Raw genomic sequence first — 20,698 nt, forward strand, 5'->3', positions numbered from 1 at the left:
ATTTGGGATTATGTAAACACACCCTATGGCGAATTTATTGCTACAGAAAGTGGTTTATTTGAGTTTGACAGAGCAACCTCAGAGCTCACTCATATTTTAAATTTTAAAGATAGTAGCTACAACATTACTGAAAACACAATCAACGATATTATGTTTGATGAATCTGGTTTGTTGTGGCTTGGTTCAAGAACTCATGGTGTATTAACATGGGCCGCACAAACAAAGAAATTCAAAAAAATCACCCTACCTGAAAATAATATTGTAAATGTTATATATCAAGATACACCGCAACTGCTCTGGATAGGCACTGACGACGGGCTTGTTCGTTATAACTCAAAAACAAAAACGAGTGATTTATTTTTACAATCTAAAGATAAGAAAGCAGCTTATGGTTTATCTGCTATCGGAGATATTTACTCTGCCAAAAGTATAGGCAACAACTACCTTTGGTTAGTGACTTTTTTTGGGCTTGAGCTTTTTAACAAAGAAACAGGCGCATTTGAACAAAACAAATTTATTACCGAGCATAATCTAAACACTGACTATTTATTTGGCCTTGCACAGGTAGCACCCAATACATTTGCTTATATTAATAATGATAACTTCTATATTTTTGACGGTTACTCTGGTGAAAATAGAGTTATAAAAGGTCTAAAAGAGCAAATATCTCCTTTACAGGCATACGCATTTCATACCCCTTCAAAAGCTTACCCCGATGAATTGCTATTAAGTACATCTGACTCGCTTTATCGATATAATGAAGCAACGGGCACTTTAACTACTATTTTTAAATCTAAAACAGCAAAAAATAATCTTTTTCATACCGTAGAAAACTATTACTTAGATTCAAAACGTGAATTACTTTGGTTAGCAACCACACAAGAGGGCTTAATTGCCGTTAACACTAAAACTTACGAGCAAGTTCATACTTTTGATAAAAACAATTCATTAAACACTAACTCTATTTTCGAACTTATTGCTGATGATAATGATTTTTTATGGGTTAGTTCCGATAATGGGCTATATCGACTTAATTTAAATACGTTAAACATAACCACCTATACAATAAAAGACGGTTTAAGCAACAACCACTTTACTGCAATTGCTGCACTAAAATTACAAAATAATGAGCTCGTGTTCGGTAATCGTAGCGGTGTACTGCAGTTTGACCCTTATCAATTTAAAAGTGGCCAAAAAAACACCCAAAGTAAATTAGCGATCACAAATATTAATTTGTTTTCAGAGACGCTCAACTACTCGCCTGAAAAATACCGTAATGAACCGTTAAAACTAAATCATGATGATATGGGGTTGACGGTTAGATTTTCTAATTTTGATTATAACAATATAGGTAAAACCTACTACAAAGTAGAGCTGAATGGTCCGTCATCTTTAAGTTATAACGACTTAAAATCTAATCAGGTGTTTTTTACTAAATTACAACCAGGTGATTATGAGCTATCAGTGTCCACACAACAACGAAATGGGGTTATTACCAGCGAGCCCGTAGTGCTTAAGTTTAGTGTTGCATATGCTCCTTGGCAGTCTCCTATTGCCTACGCATGCTATTTCCTCGCAGTGACCATAATTCTGTTTTTATTTTTTTGGCAATACCGTAGCCGTAAAATGGCGATTGAACGCGCCCACCGTGCAGCTATTCACTCTAAAGCTCAAACTGAATTAGCATTAAAGAGTAACAAGAGTGGCGTTTGGAACTACAGTTTTATAGACAATACTGTTAATACAGCCAGAGGAACTGAATTAGGTTACGAGAATATATCGAAACGTATTGATATAAGAAGACTTTTTAATATTATGCATCCTGATGAGCGCCGCAGAATACAAAGTAAGTGGGATGCATTTATAAAACAAACTCAACCACAAGACTGGCAAGCGACTTACCGATTACGGCACAAAGATGGTCATTGGTTATGGTTTCATGACCTTGGGCAAATTATTTATAATCAAGACAGCAAAAAGCCTGAATATGTATCTGGTATTTTTACTAATATTACCGAGCAGTTAGCAAACGAACAGCAAGCTAAAATACTTGGCGAAGCTTTTAGCCAAATCAATGACTTTTTACTTATTCTAGATGAAAACCTTGTACCTTTCTCAGCTAATAATAGCTTTATGGAGGTATTCTCTGATGATGGTGAAGAGGGAGCTGTTACTACTGAGCTATTTATAAAAGCGATTGGTCAAACTAAATGCAAAGAATTTGCAACCACGTTAAAGGCACTGCAACCCAAAGAAAATTGGCGAACAAATGCCTATGTTAATACTACAAAAGCACAGCAACACCCTATTCATATAAGTGCCACTGCAGTCGCTAATGAAGAAGGTAAAGTTGGTTATTATGTAATTGTAATTACAGACTTAACCGAGCAAAAACGTGCTGAAAATGAGTTACGTTATTTGGCCAACTATGATGCGTTAACCGGGCTACCTAATCGTAGCTTAATGAATCAAAAAATTGAAAATGCCATCACAAAGGCCGCTAAAAACGACTTGCAATGTGCGGTTATATTTATAGATTTAGATAAATTCAAACCTGTGAATGATTCGTTTGGGCATGCAGTAGGCGACAAGTTACTGTGTAACATTACTGAACGAGTTGCCTTATACCTAGGTGACCACGCGACTTTTGGACGCCAAAGTGGTGATGAGTTTTTAGTCTTAATCGAGAACATTACTTCTATGTCTTCTCTGCAACACACGCTTAACGAAATGAGTAATGAGCTCGCAAGCAAAGTTATTATTGAAGACTTTTCTATTAATATATCTGCCAGTATTGGTATTGCCTTATATCCCCATGATGCATGCTCAACTGATGCTTTGATCCGCAATGCAGATATCGCTATGATGCATGCAAAACAAGCAGGTCGAAATGGATTTCAGTTTTTTAATGAAAAAATGAATGAGCAAATTAAACAAAAACTTATTCTTGAAAATGACTTAAAAGATGCCGCAAAAGATAACCAATTATTTAATCATTACCAACCCGTGGTTAATACAAAAGATAAAACAATAAGTGGCGTTGAGTTATTGATGCGTTGGGAAAACCAAGGAAAACTTATCTCTCCGGCTTTATTTATACCGGTGGCAGAAGAAACTGGCCTAATTGATATGCTTACTGAGCAAGCATTGCAACGTGCAATCACAGAGCTTGCGCCTATCCTTAGCGTAAACCCACTGTTTTATATTTCGTTAAATGTATCACCAAAACATATTTTAAAGGCCAATATAACCGAGCGACTGAGCGCTATACTTGAGAAAGCCAGTATTAAACCACAGCAAATACGCCTAGAAATCACAGAAAACACGCTGTTAGAAGATAAGTACAAAGCAGCAAAACAACTTAAAAGCCTTCAAGCTGCAGGGTTTAAACTATTTCTTGATGATTTTGGTACTGGCTATTCATCACTCACTTATTTGAGCCAATTTCCAATTAATGTAATAAAAATTGACCAAAGCTTTGTTAATAGTATTGGCACAGACAAAGGTGACGAGTCGATTATTAAAACTATTTACTCGCTTGCTGAAAACTTAGAGTTATATTGTATTGCTGAAGGGGTAGAGACGCGGGAGCAACTAGACTTTTTAACAAACATAGGTTGCTATAAACTTCAGGGATACTATTTTGCTCGCCCTATGAGTGCCAGCGATTTAATGAGCCCTGCATGCTTTGAGAAGATTATTGATTTAATCTAAACCTAAAAGCGACTTAACCAAGTCGCTGTTAGGTTAAACTTTTTAATGGATGTGCTTGCATTCATAGCTTTCGATTTGTAGCACACTGTTACGAACATTAAATTTATCTGCAAGTAGTTTGATTACTTTTAAACGACATTCTTCATCATGCTTTTCTATAGTGCAATGTTGCTTTAACACTACGTGAGCACCTACTATCACTTTTTTATTTTTACGAACAACGGTAACGTTATGCACATTTGCAACATGCTCCATACTGGTTATTTCTGTTTCGATATCTTGGACTTCTGGCAACTTTGCTTTATTTGAGCGTAGCCCTTTAATGCAACTAATTATCACCTTAATTCCCGTAAACAGTACAAATGATGCAATTAACATACTCGATAAAATATCAATCACATTCCAGCCCGTAATATAAATAAGAACACCGGCAACAAAAGTGGAAACAGTCGAGATTAAATCAAAAAACGAATGTAAAAATACCGCATACACATTAATACTGGCTTTACGACCTTTATATAATACCCACGCTGCCGCACCATGAAATAAAAAACCAATAGCAGCAATCACCGACATTAAATAACTATTTATGATCAGCTCATGTCCACCTTTGTGGTCCAAAAAGCGCTCAGCTCCCTCAAATAAAATAAGTAAACTGATAGTAAGATATAAAATGCCGTTGATCAGACCGCCGATTAATTCAGCTTTTTGATGGCCGTCGTTATAAGTTTTAGCCAAATGAATAGCAAAGCTTGAGGCTATAAGTGCTATAAATAGTGAGCTGTTATGAACAAATAAGTGGCCGGCATCAGCAAGAACAGCCAGTGAATTAGCATAATAGGCACCTATAAGCTGAATCACCATAAACGAACAGGTAATTGCAAGTGCAATTAATAGACGGCGACGGGAGGCGTGATGTGTAGTTATTTCTGTCATGAAATATAAAAGGCCTTTACTGAAAACAAAGTAAGCTAATGAAATAAAGCAAATTAGAAAGTGCGAAATGATATACAGTCACAATTGTAATACGAAGACCAATTAAACGCACTAAAAACTTAGTAAAATGCAAAGAACTGTACTAAATATAAAGAGACATATATTATTAATAATTAAAAGATTTGGCGAGTTCTGCCTGTATAATTGCGGAGAAATCAGTGAGTCATGACTCAGACAAAACAATTTGGCAGGTTTTTAATCTTATTAATTTAGCCGTGATTGTTTATGATGATAAAAACCAAAACTACACATTAAATCAGCATGCCAAAACGTTACTCAAAATAGAGGATGAAAGTGCTGTTAAAAAAGGTGCTTTTAGCAATGTTGTGCTGCGCGACTTTAGTAATGATGAAGTTGTCAATATTGAGCAATTATTTTCTTCTAATATAACAACCGTTTTATTAGATTCTGAATCCACTTTACAACTGTTAAATATTGATCATTCTATAATTGATGGCTCAATATCTATGCTCACTTTAGAGCAAGATCGTACACTCACAGAGCAATACAACTTTGATCATATTATCTCTAAAATCTCTACCAAACTTATTGATATACAAAACGATAATATAGACCAACAAATTAACTTTGCCCTCAAAGCCATTGGCACCGTATTAAAGGCTGACCGTAGTTATTTATTTGAATTTAACACTGACAATGAAACTATTACTAATACTCACGAATGGGTCAATACGGGTATTATCGCTTGCAAAGACAGACTGCAAAATGTACCCAAGGTTGAACTACCCTACTTTTTTGAAGTGATGAATGAGAACCATCTATTTCAAGTAAATGATATTGAGCTATTACCTACTAAAGCTGACGCTGAAAAAGCAGAGTTTAAAGAGCAAAGCATTCAGTCGGTTTTATGCATAGGCCTTCGTTTCGATGAGGAACTGGTAGGCTTCATCGGCTGTGATTGCGTTAAAACTAAGCGCAATTGGAGCAAAATTGATTTGATTAGAATAAAGCTCGTAGGTGAAATCATCAATAATGCCCTCAAGAATATTAACTATAAAAAAAAGCTGCAGTTAACCCAACAGCAATTAATTAACGCCAACACTAAGCTCAATAAATTAGCGAATACCGATGCACTTACTGATATTGCAAATCGTCGCTTTTTCGATAGCACTCTCAACAGTGAAATTAAGCGTTGTGCAAGACATAATCAGCCTATTAGTTTGATTATGTGTGACATCGATTTCTTTAAACGCTATAACGATAACTATGGTCACCAAAAAGGTGATGACACATTAAAACAAGTGGCGCGCGCTTTAAAAAGCGTATGTAAACGTGAGGGTGATATAGTAGCTCGGTATGGAGGCGAAGAATTTACAATTATTTTGCCGGCCTCTAATAAAGAACAATGCCAAAAGTTTACTGTACTGATACAGCAAAAAATTAAAGCGTTAAATATTCCCCATGAATTTTCTTCTGTTACTCCTCATATCACAATGAGCTTTGGGTATTTTACCACTTACCCAAACGCTAATACTAATATGCAAACGATAATAAAAAATGCCGACATTGCTTTATACAAAGCTAAAAAAGCAGGCAGAGATCAAATATGTTCTTTTGAATAACGTATATATTAATTTTTAAGAACAAGTTATCGCTTCTATTCCCTGCAACCTTTGATATTTTCTTATCCTAACTAATAATTAAAACAAGTCCCGAATCAAAGCAAAAAGTTGCTCGCACAGTTTGAGCACACTTGGTAGCATAAGTGTATTGTCAAAGGACGGAAGTTAATATGAGCAATAGCCAACATGCATTAGTGGTTGAGGGCGGTGCCATGCGCGGTATTTTTGCCGCAGGCGTACTTGATGAGTTTTTAGCACAACAATATCAACCTTTTACCAGCTATTTTGGTGTATCTGCTGGAGCAACGAACGTCGCGGCTTATTTATGTAAACAAGCAACCCGAAACTACAAAGTGATTACTGATTATTCGTGTAGGCCGGAATTCATTAACCTCCCCCGATTTGTTAGAGGCGGTCACTTATTTGATTTAGACTGGCTTTGGCAAGAAACAGTACGTGAAATTCCTTTAAACACCGATGAATTTACACAATCTCCTCACGATTTTTATATTGTTGCAACGGCAATCGGATCTGGGCAAGCCCATTACTTACAAGCAACCGGCAGCGAAATGATAGAGCAATTAAAAGCCTCTTGCGCTATACCCATAGCTTATCGTGATTATCCAAAAATAAATGGTATTGCCATGACCGATGGTGGCGTTGCCGACTCTATTCCGGTAAAAAAAGCCTATGAAATGGGTGCATCAGAAATAACGGTTATCCTTTCTCAACCCTTAGGCTATCGTAAAAAAGATAACAAAGTAGCGTGGTTAACTAAGCAACTCTATAAAAATACCCCTGCACTTGCACAGGCCAGTCTACAGCGCTCTAAAAACTATAATTCCAGTATTGATTTTTTACATAACGCTCCACCGGATTGCAAAATACATATTATTGCCCCACCAGCAGGGTTTCAAGTCGGCCGCACCACCAAAAATCGAGCTATACTTGATATTGGCTATCAAATGGGTATAAGTGAAGCTAAAACCTACTTGAATAACTCTCGATTTGCTAAGGAATGATCATAAGCTATAAAATCAATCCAGAAGAAGTCGACGATGTTATAAACCTAAATATAAAACCAACTCAACCTATTAATTGTAAAATCAGCGAGTTATTGTAATAAAGAACGATGTATTAGTCGTCGTGTTGTCAAAAAATAGATTAAATTTAGGCGTGTTTTTTGCATTAAATTTTGTGTACACACCAAATAAATTAAGGGTTTTTGTGAATTTTCTTCGATGCTTTCATAATATAGTCTCAGATCAGCAGCTAAGCTTTGATCAAAAAATTGCAGACTTACTTGCTTTTGGGCTCGATGTTTTTCAACTCGACTTAGCTATTATCAGCCGTGTAAAAAATGATTCTTACATTGTTTTACATGCCATCACCCCTGACAATTCTCTTGCTATTGGCACTGAGTTTGAGTTAAACGGCACCTATTGCACGCACACCTTGTCGGCCAACTCTGCACTCGCATTTCATAATGCGTCGCAAAGTAGTATTGCAAGTCATCCATGCTACATTAATTTCCAATTAGAAGCGTACATTGGTGCGCCTATACGAATAGGCACAGACGTGTTTGGTACCGTTAACTTTTCATCAGCTCAAGAATGCGCTCCTTTTAGCGATGAAGCCTATGATTATATTGAATTATTAGCGCAGTGGTTAGGCTCGGAATTTGCGCGCAATCAGGATAAAGCCAATCTCACTAAAAATAGTGACACTTTATTAAAGCTTGAAAGCGTGGCAAATATAGGTACATGGGAAGTCGACTTAATAGAAAATACTATTTTTTGGAGCCAACAAACTCGGCGCATTCATCAAGCCGAAGAAGGCTTCACTCCTGATATGAATACCGCTATCGAGTTTTATAAAGCGGGCAAAAGCCGAGATAGCATTAATAAAGCGGTAGATAATGCGGTATCTAAAGGTGAAAAATGGCACTTAGAGCTGGAAATAATTACCGCTAAGCAACAGAACATTTGGGTTTCAACCTTTGGTGAGGCCGAGTTTAACAACGGCCAATGTGTGCGGTTATTTGGTACTTTTCAAGATATAACCGAGGCCGTTAAGTTACGCGAAGAGTTAAAACAAAAAAAAGCACTTGCTGAGCAGCTATTAAAAGATAGAAGTATGCTGTTTGCAAAAATTAGTCACGAGCTACGCACTCCGCTAAATGGCATTACGGGTATGTTAGCGACTCTCATTGATGAACACGATTATGATAAGCGGGCGGAAAAAATTAAAGTCGCCCTTCGAAGTGCTGATATTTTATTGAATATTATTAATGAAGTGCTCGATTTTTCAAAAATAAATCATGGTGAATTAAAACTGGAGCCTCATCACTCCCTACTTAAAACGGTATTTACCGATTTGGTTTCTTTGTATTCGGTATTGTTTAGCAATAAAAACATTGAACTACGAGCCACTAACCTCATTCCTAATGATGTTTGGGTATACTGCGACACCTCTCGATTAAGCCAAATTATCTCTAATTTACTGAGTAACGCATTAAAATTTACAGAGCATGGTTCTGTTTCTCTCGATTCACAGTTAGCATTAAATACAAAGCGCCCTTTACTTACAATTAAAATAACCGACACGGGTCGCGGCATGAGTAAAGCATATTTAAACTCATTATTTAAGCCCTTTACCCAAGAGGTTGATGCTAACAACAATAAAGGTGGCACCGGGTTAGGCTTAGCCATAGTTAAAGAGCTCGTTGGTTTTATGAATGGTAAAATTGAGGTAACCAGTGAGGTTAACGTGGGCACGTGTTTTACCTTAACTATCCCAATTGAGCTTGGTAAACAACAAACACAAAAACCTAGCCTTAAATTTATTAATAACCATAGTAATCAGCTCTCGGTTTTGGTGGTTGATGATAACGAAATAAATCGCCTGGTATTAGAATCTGCACTGGATAAATTTAATATAAAATCAGACTTTGCTATTGACGGCCAAGATGCCCTGTTAAAATGCAAACAAAAACATTTTGACCTTATTTTTATGGATTGCATTATGCCTATCATGGATGGTTTTGAAGCCACCAAGCAACTAAAGGCACAAGGTATCTGTGACTCGCAAGAAACTTATATTGTGGCGTTAACTGCTAATGCATCCTCACAAGATAAACTAAACTGTAAGCAAGCAGGCATGGATATGTTTATAGCCAAACCGTTTAAACTGCCAGCGATAGAAGAAGCAATTACAAATACACTAAAAAGACTGGGCGTAGCCACATTATAACAACGAGTGTCGCCCAGATTAACTAGCACTAAAAACACAAAGGATCATTATGACAAATAAAATCATTGGTATTGTACTTATTGTTATTGGCGTAGCACTTGGTATGTGGGGTTATGATGTTTACGATTCTGCAGCTTCACAAGTTACTCGTGCATTCAATGGCGAAACCCCAGTAGAAGCATGGCTTGGCTTTATTGGTGGCGCAGTTTGTATTTTAGTAGGCCTTACCCGACTTAAATAGCACACAAAAAAGCCGCCTTTGGAGAGGGCGGCTTGGGTGAACAAACAGCTATGGGTGAGAGCTGTTTTATCAAGAGGCTTACGCTAAAACACTATTAAGCAGCATTTTGCTCTGCATCGGGTGCTTGGCGAATTAAATAGTCAAAAGCTCCTAAGCTAGCAGTTGCTCCGGCGCCCATAGCAATAATAATTTGCTTAAATGGCGTATTGGTCGCATCGCCCGCACCGTATATACCCGGTAACGACGTTGCACCCTTTGCATCAATGAGTATTTCACCAAATTGACTAAGCTCAAGGTCACTCTCTTTTAACCATTCGGTGTTTGGTATCAAACCAATTTGTACAAATATACCGGCTAAAGCTAGCTCCTTACTTTCTCCAGAAACACGATCGGTATAATTAAGGCCTATTACTTTATTACCATCACCGAGTACTTCAGTAGTTTGTGCATTTTTAATAATAGTAATATTTTTTAAGCTATTTGCTTTACGAATAAGTACTTCGTCAGCACGTAACGTATCGGCAAATTCAAGCACCGTTACATGCTCTACTATGTTAGCTAAATCAATAGCCGCCTCAATACCTGAGTTACCACCTCCAATTACCGCAACAGATTTGCCTTTAAATAATGGGCCATCACAATGCGGGCAGTATGCAACGCCGTGACCTTTATATTGTTGCTCGCCAGGTACATTCATTTCACGCCAGCGTGCACCGGTTGCTAATACGAGTGATTTTGCTTGTAATAAAGCGCCATTTTCTAAAGTAATGTCATAGCCATTACTGCCTTTTTGCAGATTTGCCGCGCGTTGGTTGTGCATTACATCAACATCATATTCTTTAACATGTTCTTCTAACTGAGCCACCATTTTTGGCCCTTCGGTTGCTTTTACCGAAATAAAGTTTTCAATGGCCAATGTGTCAGCTACCTGGCCACCAAATCGATCGGCAACCACCCCCGTATTTAGCCCTTTACGTGCAGAATAAATAGCTGCCGAAGCACCTGCTGGCCCACCACCGACGACAAGAACATCAAACACTGATTTTTCATTCAATGCTTTGGCTTGACGCTCTGCACCTTTGCTATCAACTTTATTCAAAATATCGGTTAGGCTCATTGCCCCTTGGCTAAAAGGTTCTCCGTTTAAGTACACAGCAGGTACAGCCAATATATTTCGTTGCTCTACTTCATCTTGAAACAGAGCACCATCAATCATGGTGGCTTTAATATTGCTATTTGTAGCAGCCATTGTATTGAGCGCTTGAACCACTTGCGGGCAGGTTTGGCAGCTCAAACTAATATACACTTCAAAATTGAGTGTTTGCTCAAGTGTTTGTATTTGTTCAATGTCATCTTTACTTGCTTTACTAGGGTGACCACCCGTATGTAATAGCGCTAACACTAAACTAGTAAATTCATGACCCATAGGTACCCCTGCGAAGGTAATATGGGTGTTTTTTTGTGGCGAATGCACCACCATTGAAGGTCTGCGTGCCGAAGTATCTGGATTGTTACTCACACTAAACTTATCGCTTAGTGATGCTAAATCATTCGCTAAACTTTCTACTTCTGTTGATTTTTTGCTGTCATCCAAGGCGATAAGCAGCTCAACAGGCTGAGTCAGCGATTCAAAATGGCTTTTTAATTGGTTCTTTATGTTGTTGTCTAACATGGCTTAGCCCCTTACGGAAAAATAAAACAGCAGAACCCCCATGCCATCAGTGCATGTGCGAATTTTAGAAAAGAGTGATGGCGTGGGAGAGTGCCCAGTGAGCCAAGTAGGCTCACTGGTATTAGAGTTATGTACTACTCTAAATTTAGTGAAGGTAAGGTTTAAATCTTACCAACTAGGTCTAGTGAAGGTGCTAATGTGTCTTCACCTGGCTGCCAAGATGCAGGACATACTTCACCGTCATGCGTGGCAATGTATTGTGCGGCTTGTACTTTACGAACAAGTTCTTTAGCACTACGGCCAATACCTAAATCATGCGTTTCAACAACTTTGATTTCACCCTCTGGGTTCATTACAAATGTACCGCGAAGTGCTAAACCATCATCTTCAATCATTACACCAAAGTTACGTGTAATGCGTCCTGTTGGGTCGCCAATCATTGGGTAAGTAATTTTACCGATAGTGTCTGACGTGTCATGCCAAGCTTTGTGCGTAAAGTGCGTATCTGTTGATACCGAGTAAACCTCTACGCCCATTTCTTGTAGCTGTTCATAATGATCTGCAAGGTCACCTAATTCAGTTGGGCATACAAATGTGAAATCTGCTGGGTAAAAGAAAAAGATAGACCACTTACCTAATACGTCTTTTTCAGTGAGTTCTACAAAGTCACCATTGTGGTAAGCTGTTGCATTGAAAGGTTGTAATTTTGTGTTAATCAATGAAGTGCTCATAGTATTCCTCATTTATGTTTAGTGTATTTAAAAAAGTTAACGCCTTGTGCGTTTGCTTAATTAATACAATAAGGCCATTGAGAAATTAAATAAAATTGATTGTTTAGATTAAAACAATCGCTTTTTAAGATTGATCGAGATGAGAAGTTACAATAATTGAATGCAAGCTATCTTAAAATTAAAAATACTAGTTACACTGAGCACTAAAGGTAGCCATCAGAAAATGAGATTTTCAAATTCATTTTCAGGTAAAGCTTTGCTAAACAAAAATCCTTGCCCTTCTTCACACTCAAGCGAAATAAGTGTATCGAGCTGTGCTTGAGTTTCAATGCCTTCACCAACAATCTTTAAATTAAGTGAGTGTGCTAAATGGGTGATTGCTTTCACAATATCTAGGCTTTGCTTATCATCAACCATATCTTTAACAAATGACTGGTCAATCTTTAATACATCAACAGGAAATAACTTTAAATACGATAAACTCGAATAGCCCGTTCCAAAGTCATCTATCGCTATGCTCAAACCAAGGTTTGAAAGCCCGTTTAATATCCTACTTGTTTCATCAAAATCACTCATTAAAGCGCTTTCTGTCACTTCTAATTCAAGATAACCACTAGGAAGCTCAGTATCCTCAAGTACTTGTGCTACGCTTTCTATAAATTTAGGATCTGTAAATTGTTTAGCAGCAACATTAACAGCAACTTTAATTGGATGGCCTTTATCTAGCCAGCGTTTAGCCGCTCTGCAGCTTTGTTTTAAAACGCTATGACCCAACTTATTAATTAAACCAGTCTCTTCAGCTAATGGAATAAAGTGTAACGGCGATATAAAACCGTCTTCCTCATCTCTTAACCTCACTAACGCCTCAGCACCTATGATTAATTTATTTTTTAAACTAAGCTTGGGCTGAAAGTGAACTTCCAACGTGTCTTTTTCAAGTGCATTTCTCAAAAGCTTATCTATATTTTGACGTTGATGAAACTCATGTTCTAAGTCATCTGAAAAATAACAAAATCTATCTCTACCATGCTCTTTGGCTTTATACATTGCTGCATCAGCATGCGACATCATTAATTCGGCAGAATCAGAATCCGTTGGATTAATACTAATTCCCACGCTTATAGTTAAATTAAACTCTCTTCCATCAACACGAAAAGGTTGATGCATTGCATACAAAATATCAGATGCAACAGCATCAACATGACACGGCGATTTAATACCTGGGAGCAACAATACAAATTCATCCCCGCCAACTCGGGCCAAGGTCGTATTTAAATCAACAATAGATTCAAGTCGTTTAGCAACCAGTTTTATGATTTGGTCGCCAATATGGTGTCCCTCTGTATCATTTAAATATTTAAAATGATCAATATCAATTAACATTAACGCCACTAAAAAACCATTACGCACAGATACCTGACAAGCATGCGCAACGCGATCATGTAATAAAATTCGATTGGGTAAATCGGTTAATTGGTCATGGTTTGCTAAATGGCTCATCTTAACAGCCATCGCAATCGACTCGCTCACATCATGAAAAACTATAATCGCGCCAATAATATTCCCCTTTTCATCTCTGATGGGGGAAGCAGAATCCTCAACCCGATGAATTCTGCCATTTAAGCTCGTTAATTGGCAATTAAGCGCCATAGCTACTCTTCGCTGCTCTTTTAAAGCAATAGAAATTGGATTAAGGCTTTTGTGCTTTGTGGTTGCATCCCGTAGTTGCATAACCTCTGAAATATGATTACCAACTGCTTCATGCATTACCCAACCGGTCATCATCTCTGCAATCGGGTTCATAAACGTTATTTTTTCGTCTTTGTCTGTTGCTATAACTGCGTCGCCAATCGAGTTGAGCGTTACGCGCAATCTTTCTGATTCAATAGCAAGTAAACGCTGTGAATGTTTTAGTTGTTGCTCTTGTGTTTTTAGTTTTAGATGATTGCCAACGCGCAAGCGGCATACCTTAAGATCAACGGGCTTTTGTATATAGTCAATCCCACCCAACTCTAAAGACAAATGCTCAAACTTACTCTCATTATGGGAGGTAATAAATATTACTGTTACACCACTAGTTTTGGGATCGTTTTTTAAGCGTTTACACACTTCTAACCCGCTAATATCAGGTAATTCAATATCTAATAAAATAATTTCTGGTAAGAACTGCTGTGCTTTTTCAATGGCGCCAAAACCAGTATCGCTACATATAACTTCTGCAATATCTGATAAAGCTCCCTCTAAAATCATTAAACTAGTGGGTTCATCATCAACAATAAGTACTCGTTGCGCAAAGCTTTGATCTACAGTGGTTAACACAATCACTTCCCATAAAAAATTAAACAAATGCACATAAAGCCTAGCTTAGTTAACCCAAACCTCCACCAATTACCTAAAATATATACTTAAGTATTATATTATTAGCGTCAATCAAAAAGGGTTTGTAGAGTTCTAAATTTGAGATAAATGAATACAAAACAAAACTCTTTATTAAAAGTAAAACTTGATAAATTACCTATAGCTCTCTAAGTTTAGGGTAGCTAAATAATGGCTGGTCTTTAATTGGAGTAGTGGATGCCAATAAATCTTAAGAAAAGGATAATTCGTCAGGTAAGTAATTACACCCTTTTATTCCCAATTTCTTTATCCGCCATAATGACCTTAATTGTTGTAGCCATTATTATTAATGAAGCAAGTTTATCGCGCTCAGTACTTAGCTTTGTAGAGCATGAAATCATAGACAAAAACCAATCTATTAATTCACAAACGCAAGAGGTTATTGAAAACTACCGTCGAGATATTCGTTTTTTACACGCAACCCCTCCAATCAAAGGTTTAGCTAGGGCATCAAATAACAAAGGAGTAGACCCACTAGAAAACACCACCTATGCTCAATGGAAAACAAGGCTTGAAATTATATTTGCAGCGTTTTTAAAAAATAACCCCGATTACGAGCAGCTAAGAATCATCAGTACCAACAAAAAAGGACAAGAACTGGTAAGGGTTGATCGCGTTCAGGGTGCAGTAGAGGTTATAGATTTAAATAGGCTCCAAAATAAAGGAGCGCAAGAGTACTTTACGGCCAGTAGTAACCTCTCTGATGGCGAAATATATATGTCTGAAATTTCGTTGAATAGAGAGTACGGTAAAATAGAGTTTCCTTATCGCCCGATGTTGAGGCTGTCTATGCCAATTTTTGATGAAAATCAAAATAGATTTGGCTTTATCATAATTAACGTGAATGCTAACAACTTATTAACCCTTTTAAAAAACAGTATTAATACACCATTTCAACTCGCTTTAACTGACAGTAACGGCTATTTTTTATCACACCCAAATAAAGATTTCACCTTTGGTAAAGACCTAAATAGTGATATTAGCATCAATAATAATTACACTTTTAACCCCGTTGCTAATAGCTCATTGTCGCTTATAAAACCAAAAAGCAATGCGCAAACAAGTTATTACACCGCAAGAAAAAAAATCACTTTAGCGCTGGGTGAAAAACAAAACTTTTTATCTAGCCACGTTTTAGCGCCTGTTGAGTATATAAAAAATATTGAAATGGAACGTAGAACAAAGCTCTACGCCTTTTTACTTATTTTGGTTATTGTATTAACTATCATTCTCGCATTTTTCAATCGTAGTCTTCGCAAAAGCCAAGAGCTTGCAAATGCGCGCGCACAATCTGAGGCGATTATAACCGGATCATCTGATGCGGTAATTGGCATTACCAATAACGGTATTGTCTCTAGTTGGAATAACGCCGCAACTCTGATGTTTAAACTTGGAGAATTAGAAGCTATTGGAAAATCAATTAATGATTTAAAAATAATAGATCAGCTAAATTTTAACGAGATAATTGAAAAGTTCACTGGTGGTACTCGTCAATTTAAGCAAGACGCTAGTATCAGTAACGGCTCTACTAAACGCTACTTTTCACTCTCTTTATCAGCCATTATCGATCAATTTGGAATGTTTATTGGTATAGCAATAATAGCCAGAGATGTAACCAAAGAGCGCACCATTGAGAATGAAATAATAAAAGTAAATCATGAGCTTGAAAATAAAGTAGCTATTCGCACTAAAGAGCTCAAACAAGCCAGTGAAGTAAAAAGCGCGTTTATTTCTAATATAAGCCATGAAATGCGTACTCCACTTAATGGCATAGTGGGTACTTTAAACTTAATAAAAAAAGAGCCATTAAGTGAAACACAAAAAAACTATTTAGAAATGACCGAAGTAAGTGTGAGTGCTTTATCTGTATTAATAAATGATATTTTGGATTTATCTAAAATAGAAGCCGGTAAACTTGAGTTGAACTTTAAAGAGTTTAATTTAATAAAATTAATCGAAAGCGTTTGTGGCAGTATGGCTGTTAAAGCTCAGGAGAAAGGCCTCGAATTTGTTTTAGATGTTGTGAATTTAAAATGTAAAACGATTACAACTGACCCCCATCGTTTTTCACAAATCCTGACTAACTTAGTAAATAATGCGATTAAATTTACTGAAACTGGGTTTATAAAGGTCACCGCTTATTGCGAGCAAACAAGCAATGATACTGTGACCGTTCACGTAAAAGTTACCGATAGCGGTGTGGGCATTGCACAAGAAAACCAGAACAAATTATTTACCGCCTTTTCCCAAGAAGACAAAAGCGTGGCATCTAAATTTGGTGGAACAGGGCTGGGGCTTTCTATATGCAGACAGCTTTGTAGCCTTCTAGGCGGAGAAATTAGCTTTGAGTCAGAAAAGTCTCTAGGTAGTAGTTTTCACATAAAACTAACACTGAGCAACGCTGATACAACTCATTATAGTTTTGCCCCACGATTAAAAAACAAAAGCTTCGCTATTGTGACTAAAAATAACGAGTTAGCCGACAGCATAAATAATTTAATAGCTGCTTTTTCTGGAAATAGTTTTTCAGCTGAACAATTACAACAATCTCTTGTTTCAGATGATATAAAAAACGTGTCTTTACCTGACTTTATACTTATTGAACAAGACGACACATTGTTAAAACGTTTAGATGAAATGTGGCCAACTATTGCTAATCATCATGTAATTAAAGTTATTTTATTAGCAAATCGCGGTTATCCTCAAATTAAAACAAGACACGTGCAAGCCAGCTTACTTTCTAAACCAATACTTATTTCAGAGTTTTTAAAAACAGTCGCCGATGAACGCAGCCTTGAAGATAAAATAAGTGCTGGTAGCAGTAATATTAATATTAACAAACGCCGTGAATCAGACTCAGTTAAAACTGATAATTCTGACTTTAAAGGAGCACATGTTCTTATCGTTGATGATAACGAAATAAATATAGAAGTAGCCGCGGGTATATTGTCATGTTTATCTTTAGAGATAGATACCGCGTCAAATGGCCAACAAGCAGTAGAAAAACTTGTTAACTCGGTGGCCAATAATCATCAATACCACTGTGTATTTATGGACTGCCAAATGCCTATATTGAATGGTTATGATGCAGCAAAACAAATAAGAGCTGGTGAAGCAGCGCCTCAAAATATTGATATTCCCATAGTCGCTATGACTGCTAATGCAATGATGGGTGAAAGACAAAAATGCCTAGATGCAGGAATGAATGATTACATCACTAAACCAATCTCTGCAGAGGTATTAGTTGCAACGGCTACAAAGTGGTTGTCTTCAACTTTTATAAAAGAAGCTCCATTGGAAAATAATCAGCTTAACGAAATTAATAAACCAATTTCTGATACTTTGGATAGTCAAAGTTTACCTGATTGGGATAAAGATAACGCGCTATCTCGGTTATTAAATAATGAAGAGCTTCTTATAAAAGTATGTGAATTATACCTTCAGAGTACACCAATGAAGCTAGAAGAACTTGAGGATGCAATAAATAACAATAATTTATCGCAAATATCAAAATTAAGTCATGGCTTGAAAGGCTCATCGGGTGATGTAGGTGCGGCTAACTTGCATAAATTATTTGATGAATTAGAAGTAATGGCCAGTGAAAATGCCATGGGCAGTATGAAGAATAAATTAGAGCTCATTCAAACTAGCTACAAAAAACTCGAATCAACCATTAACAGCTACTTAGAGATACAACCCAGTAGTTAGCATTTTGTGGGTAATAATGAATAAACCACTGAAAATATGTATTGCTAATTAAAGTTAAAAGCGCCTAAAGGCGCTTTTAATTTTTGAGTGTATTGCTAACCAATACCACCAAAAAATATAAAAGCACATAGGATATTTATTCTTACTCGCTATACTGGTCAATTATAACTTTTAAACTATTGAATTCTATAGGCTTGTTTATAGTGTTAGTTATACCCGCTGCCACGTACTCAGGCTCGTCTTTTTCAGTGATGTTTGCAGTAACGGCAATAATGGGCACATCGTGGTAATTGGCTAGTTCCCTAATATATTTAGTTGCCAAAAGCCCGCCCATTACCGGCATTTGAATATCTATCATAATTAAATCAAATTGTTGTTTAGTACATAGCTCAAGCGCTATTTCACCATTATCTGCCATGGTTATATGTTTAATACCCATTGCTTTTAAAAAGCTTTCTAGCACGATTTGATTTACCGGATTATCTTCGGCAATTAATACTTGTATATCTTTATTTTTAATATTTACATCGGGTAATTGTGCTTGCTGTTTTTCAGCCACATTTGATGATGGAGTACTAAGCGTTAACTGAAAATAAAATCTCGAACCCTTATCCAATTCACTTTCTACTTGTAAATTACTGCCCATTAAGTTTAATATTTTACTAGAGATAGTTAATCCAAGCCCTGTACCACCAAAACGACGTGTTGTTGAAGTGTCAGCTTGTGTAAAAGCATCAAATAACGTTTTTATACTATGTTGTGAAATACCTATACCACTATCGATAACGCTAAATAGTAACATCACTTCACTGCTATTTTTCTCTTTTAGAGCAACAGATAATGTTACTGTTCCATACTCTGTAAATTTAAATGCATTCCCCAATAAATTCATTAGTACTTGTTTTAAACGGGTTTCGTCGCCTTGTACCAAATCAACAGAATCTACTTTTTCTTTTACTATTTTAAACTCTATATTTTTATGGTCGGCTTGCGATTTAAAAATTTGTTCCAGCTCATACAATAAAGCGCTTAATTTAAACTCTCTATTTTCTAGTAGCATTTTATCGGCATCAAGCTTACTTAAATCAAGAATGTCATTAAGAATAACCAATAAACTGTTACCTGAAGAGCTAATAACCTCAATCATGCGTTTTTGTTTAGCATCAAGCTCTGTATTACTCACTAGCTGTACCATGCCTAAAATACCGTTCATGGGAGTGCGTATTTCATGGCTCATATTAGCTAAAAACTCAGATTTGATTCGGGATGTTTCTTCTGCCGCTTTTTTTGCTTCAACTAGGCGCTCGTTTAGCACTCTAAATTTATTTGCTGCTTGGGCTAAAAACCCTATTTCGTCTTCACGGTTAATATCAGCTATGTTTGCTGAGAAATCACCATTTAGAAATGATCTAAAACTAACTGTGAGCCTGTTAATCGCTTTAATAATATGAAAGTGAAAAAATAAAGCGAAAAGAATAAACAAGGTAACAGACAAAAATAACGACACTTGAATAACAGTTTGCGCAGCATCAATGCTCTCTTGACTGGTTTTCGAAATATCACTAAGCAACAACAATGCATCTTCTTGCAATTTTTTGGCAAGTGCTGAAAACTCGACCGAATCACCGGCAATAACAATATTACTTAAGGTTAAATAGTTTCTATTAGCTTGAATGGCCTGAGCAAATAAAGACTCGAATTTAGTTGTTAAACTATTTAGTTGCTCGACCTTGTTGTGGCCAATCATTTTGTTTGTAGCGCCACTGTTGGTTAATTGTTTAATTAATTGTAGCCGCTGTTTTACTTGACTACGTTTGGCGTAATCGCGTTGAGTTAAAAACAGGACTGAATTGCGATACAGATGATGCCAATGATCCTTTAGCTGAAACAATAATAAGTCCTTGCCCAGCCTGGCCGTTTCTCCATCCCTGCTTGCTAAGGTAGTTAATGCTAATTCGTAGGTATTTGGTAACTGTTGCTCAATAATTTTAGACTTTTCATCATATCGTTTTTTAAGACTATCGATACTTTTGCCATAATTTAAAACCAATGATTGCATGGCGTTTAATGAGTTTTTAATCTTGTGTTGCTGAATTCGCTGTTGTGCTTCAATTAACCGCGCTTGAATACTTTGCTGAGTGCTTTTTATTTTATCAAAAATAACCTCGCTACCCGACACACCATAAACCGAAATATCTCGTTGAATCTGTAAAATATCTTTGTTAATTTCAAATACAACAACTGACAGCCCATTAATATTCAATACATTTTTACTGGCTTGCTCTATTTTGTCGGTTCGCTCATTAATAACAACGTAAACTATTATTTGTATTAAAATAAAAATAGCCAACGAAGATAATACTTTAATAGATAAAGAACCAATTAACTGTTTCAGCATTCAATT

General features: G+C 36.7%; 11 protein-coding genes. 6 read left to right on the plus strand and 5 right to left on the minus strand.

Features of this window, described 5'->3' with window-relative positions:
• A partial coding sequence (locus QL989_RS16785) for an EAL domain-containing protein (protein ID WP_290171307.1) occupies window positions 1-3,714 on the plus strand: 3,714 nt, incomplete at its 5' end.
• Window positions 3,715-3,756: 42 nt separating this feature from the next.
• Here QL989_RS16785 and QL989_RS16790 read toward each other — a convergent pair.
• A complete protein-coding gene (locus QL989_RS16790; protein WP_138606760.1) occupies window positions 3,757-4,650 on the minus strand; it encodes a cation diffusion facilitator family transporter in 894 nt (297 codons plus the stop codon).
• Window positions 4,651-4,868: 218 nt separating this feature from the next.
• Between QL989_RS16790 and QL989_RS16795 the strand changes: the two genes are divergently transcribed.
• From QL989_RS16795 to QL989_RS16810, 4 genes are all read left to right on the plus strand, one after another.
• Window positions 4,869-6,293: a diguanylate cyclase gene (locus QL989_RS16795; protein WP_290171308.1), complete on the plus strand. Its 1,425-nt coding sequence runs from the start codon at window positions 4,869-4,871 to the stop codon at window positions 6,291-6,293.
• Window positions 6,294-6,463: 170 nt separating this feature from the next.
• Complete coding sequence (locus QL989_RS16800; RefSeq protein WP_290171309.1) at window positions 6,464-7,315, plus strand: patatin family protein; 852 nt, start codon at window positions 6,464-6,466, stop codon at window positions 7,313-7,315.
• Window positions 7,316-7,520: 205 nt separating this feature from the next.
• Window positions 7,521-9,545 (plus strand): ATP-binding protein, encoded by a 2,025-nt coding sequence (locus QL989_RS16805; protein WP_290171311.1) that lies wholly within the window; start codon window positions 7,521-7,523, stop codon window positions 9,543-9,545.
• Window positions 9,546-9,594: 49 nt separating this feature from the next.
• Entirely contained in the window at window positions 9,595-9,786 is a 192-nt protein-coding gene (locus tag QL989_RS16810; protein WP_008115648.1) for a DUF3185 family protein, read from the plus strand.
• Between the two features lie 94 nt (window positions 9,787-9,880).
• On the opposite strand, the gene ahpF is transcribed toward QL989_RS16810, so the two are convergent.
• The 3 genes from ahpF to QL989_RS16825 form a co-directional block, all read right to left on the minus strand.
• Complete coding sequence (ahpF, locus tag QL989_RS16815) at window positions 9,881-11,458, minus strand: alkyl hydroperoxide reductase subunit F (protein WP_290171313.1); 1,578 nt, start codon at window positions 11,456-11,458, stop codon at window positions 9,881-9,883.
• A 161-nt stretch (window positions 11,459-11,619) separates the two neighbouring features.
• On the minus strand, window positions 11,620-12,189 hold the full coding sequence (ahpC, locus tag QL989_RS16820; protein ID WP_290171314.1) for an alkyl hydroperoxide reductase subunit C: 570 nt from the start codon (window positions 12,187-12,189) through the stop codon (window positions 11,620-11,622).
• A 216-nt stretch (window positions 12,190-12,405) separates the two neighbouring features.
• Window positions 12,406-14,508, minus strand: coding sequence for an EAL domain-containing protein (locus tag QL989_RS16825; RefSeq protein WP_178957389.1), 2,103 nt, complete (start codon window positions 14,506-14,508; stop codon window positions 12,406-12,408).
• Between the two features lie 255 nt (window positions 14,509-14,763).
• On the opposite strand from QL989_RS16825, the gene QL989_RS16830 reads away from it, so the two are divergent.
• Complete coding sequence (locus QL989_RS16830) at window positions 14,764-18,294, plus strand: ATP-binding protein (RefSeq protein WP_290171315.1); 3,531 nt, start codon at window positions 14,764-14,766, stop codon at window positions 18,292-18,294.
• 142 nt (window positions 18,295-18,436) lie between these two features.
• On the opposite strand, the gene QL989_RS16835 is transcribed toward QL989_RS16830, so the two are convergent.
• Window positions 18,437-20,692: an ATP-binding protein gene (locus QL989_RS16835; RefSeq protein WP_290171316.1), complete on the minus strand. Its 2,256-nt coding sequence runs from the start codon at window positions 20,690-20,692 to the stop codon at window positions 18,437-18,439.
• Window positions 20,693-20,698 lie beyond the last annotated feature (6 nt).

Origin of the sequence: Pseudoalteromonas sp. APC 3224, from assembly GCF_030407535.1 — a bacterium.
Classification (GTDB): Bacteria; Pseudomonadota; Gammaproteobacteria; order Enterobacterales; family Alteromonadaceae; genus Pseudoalteromonas.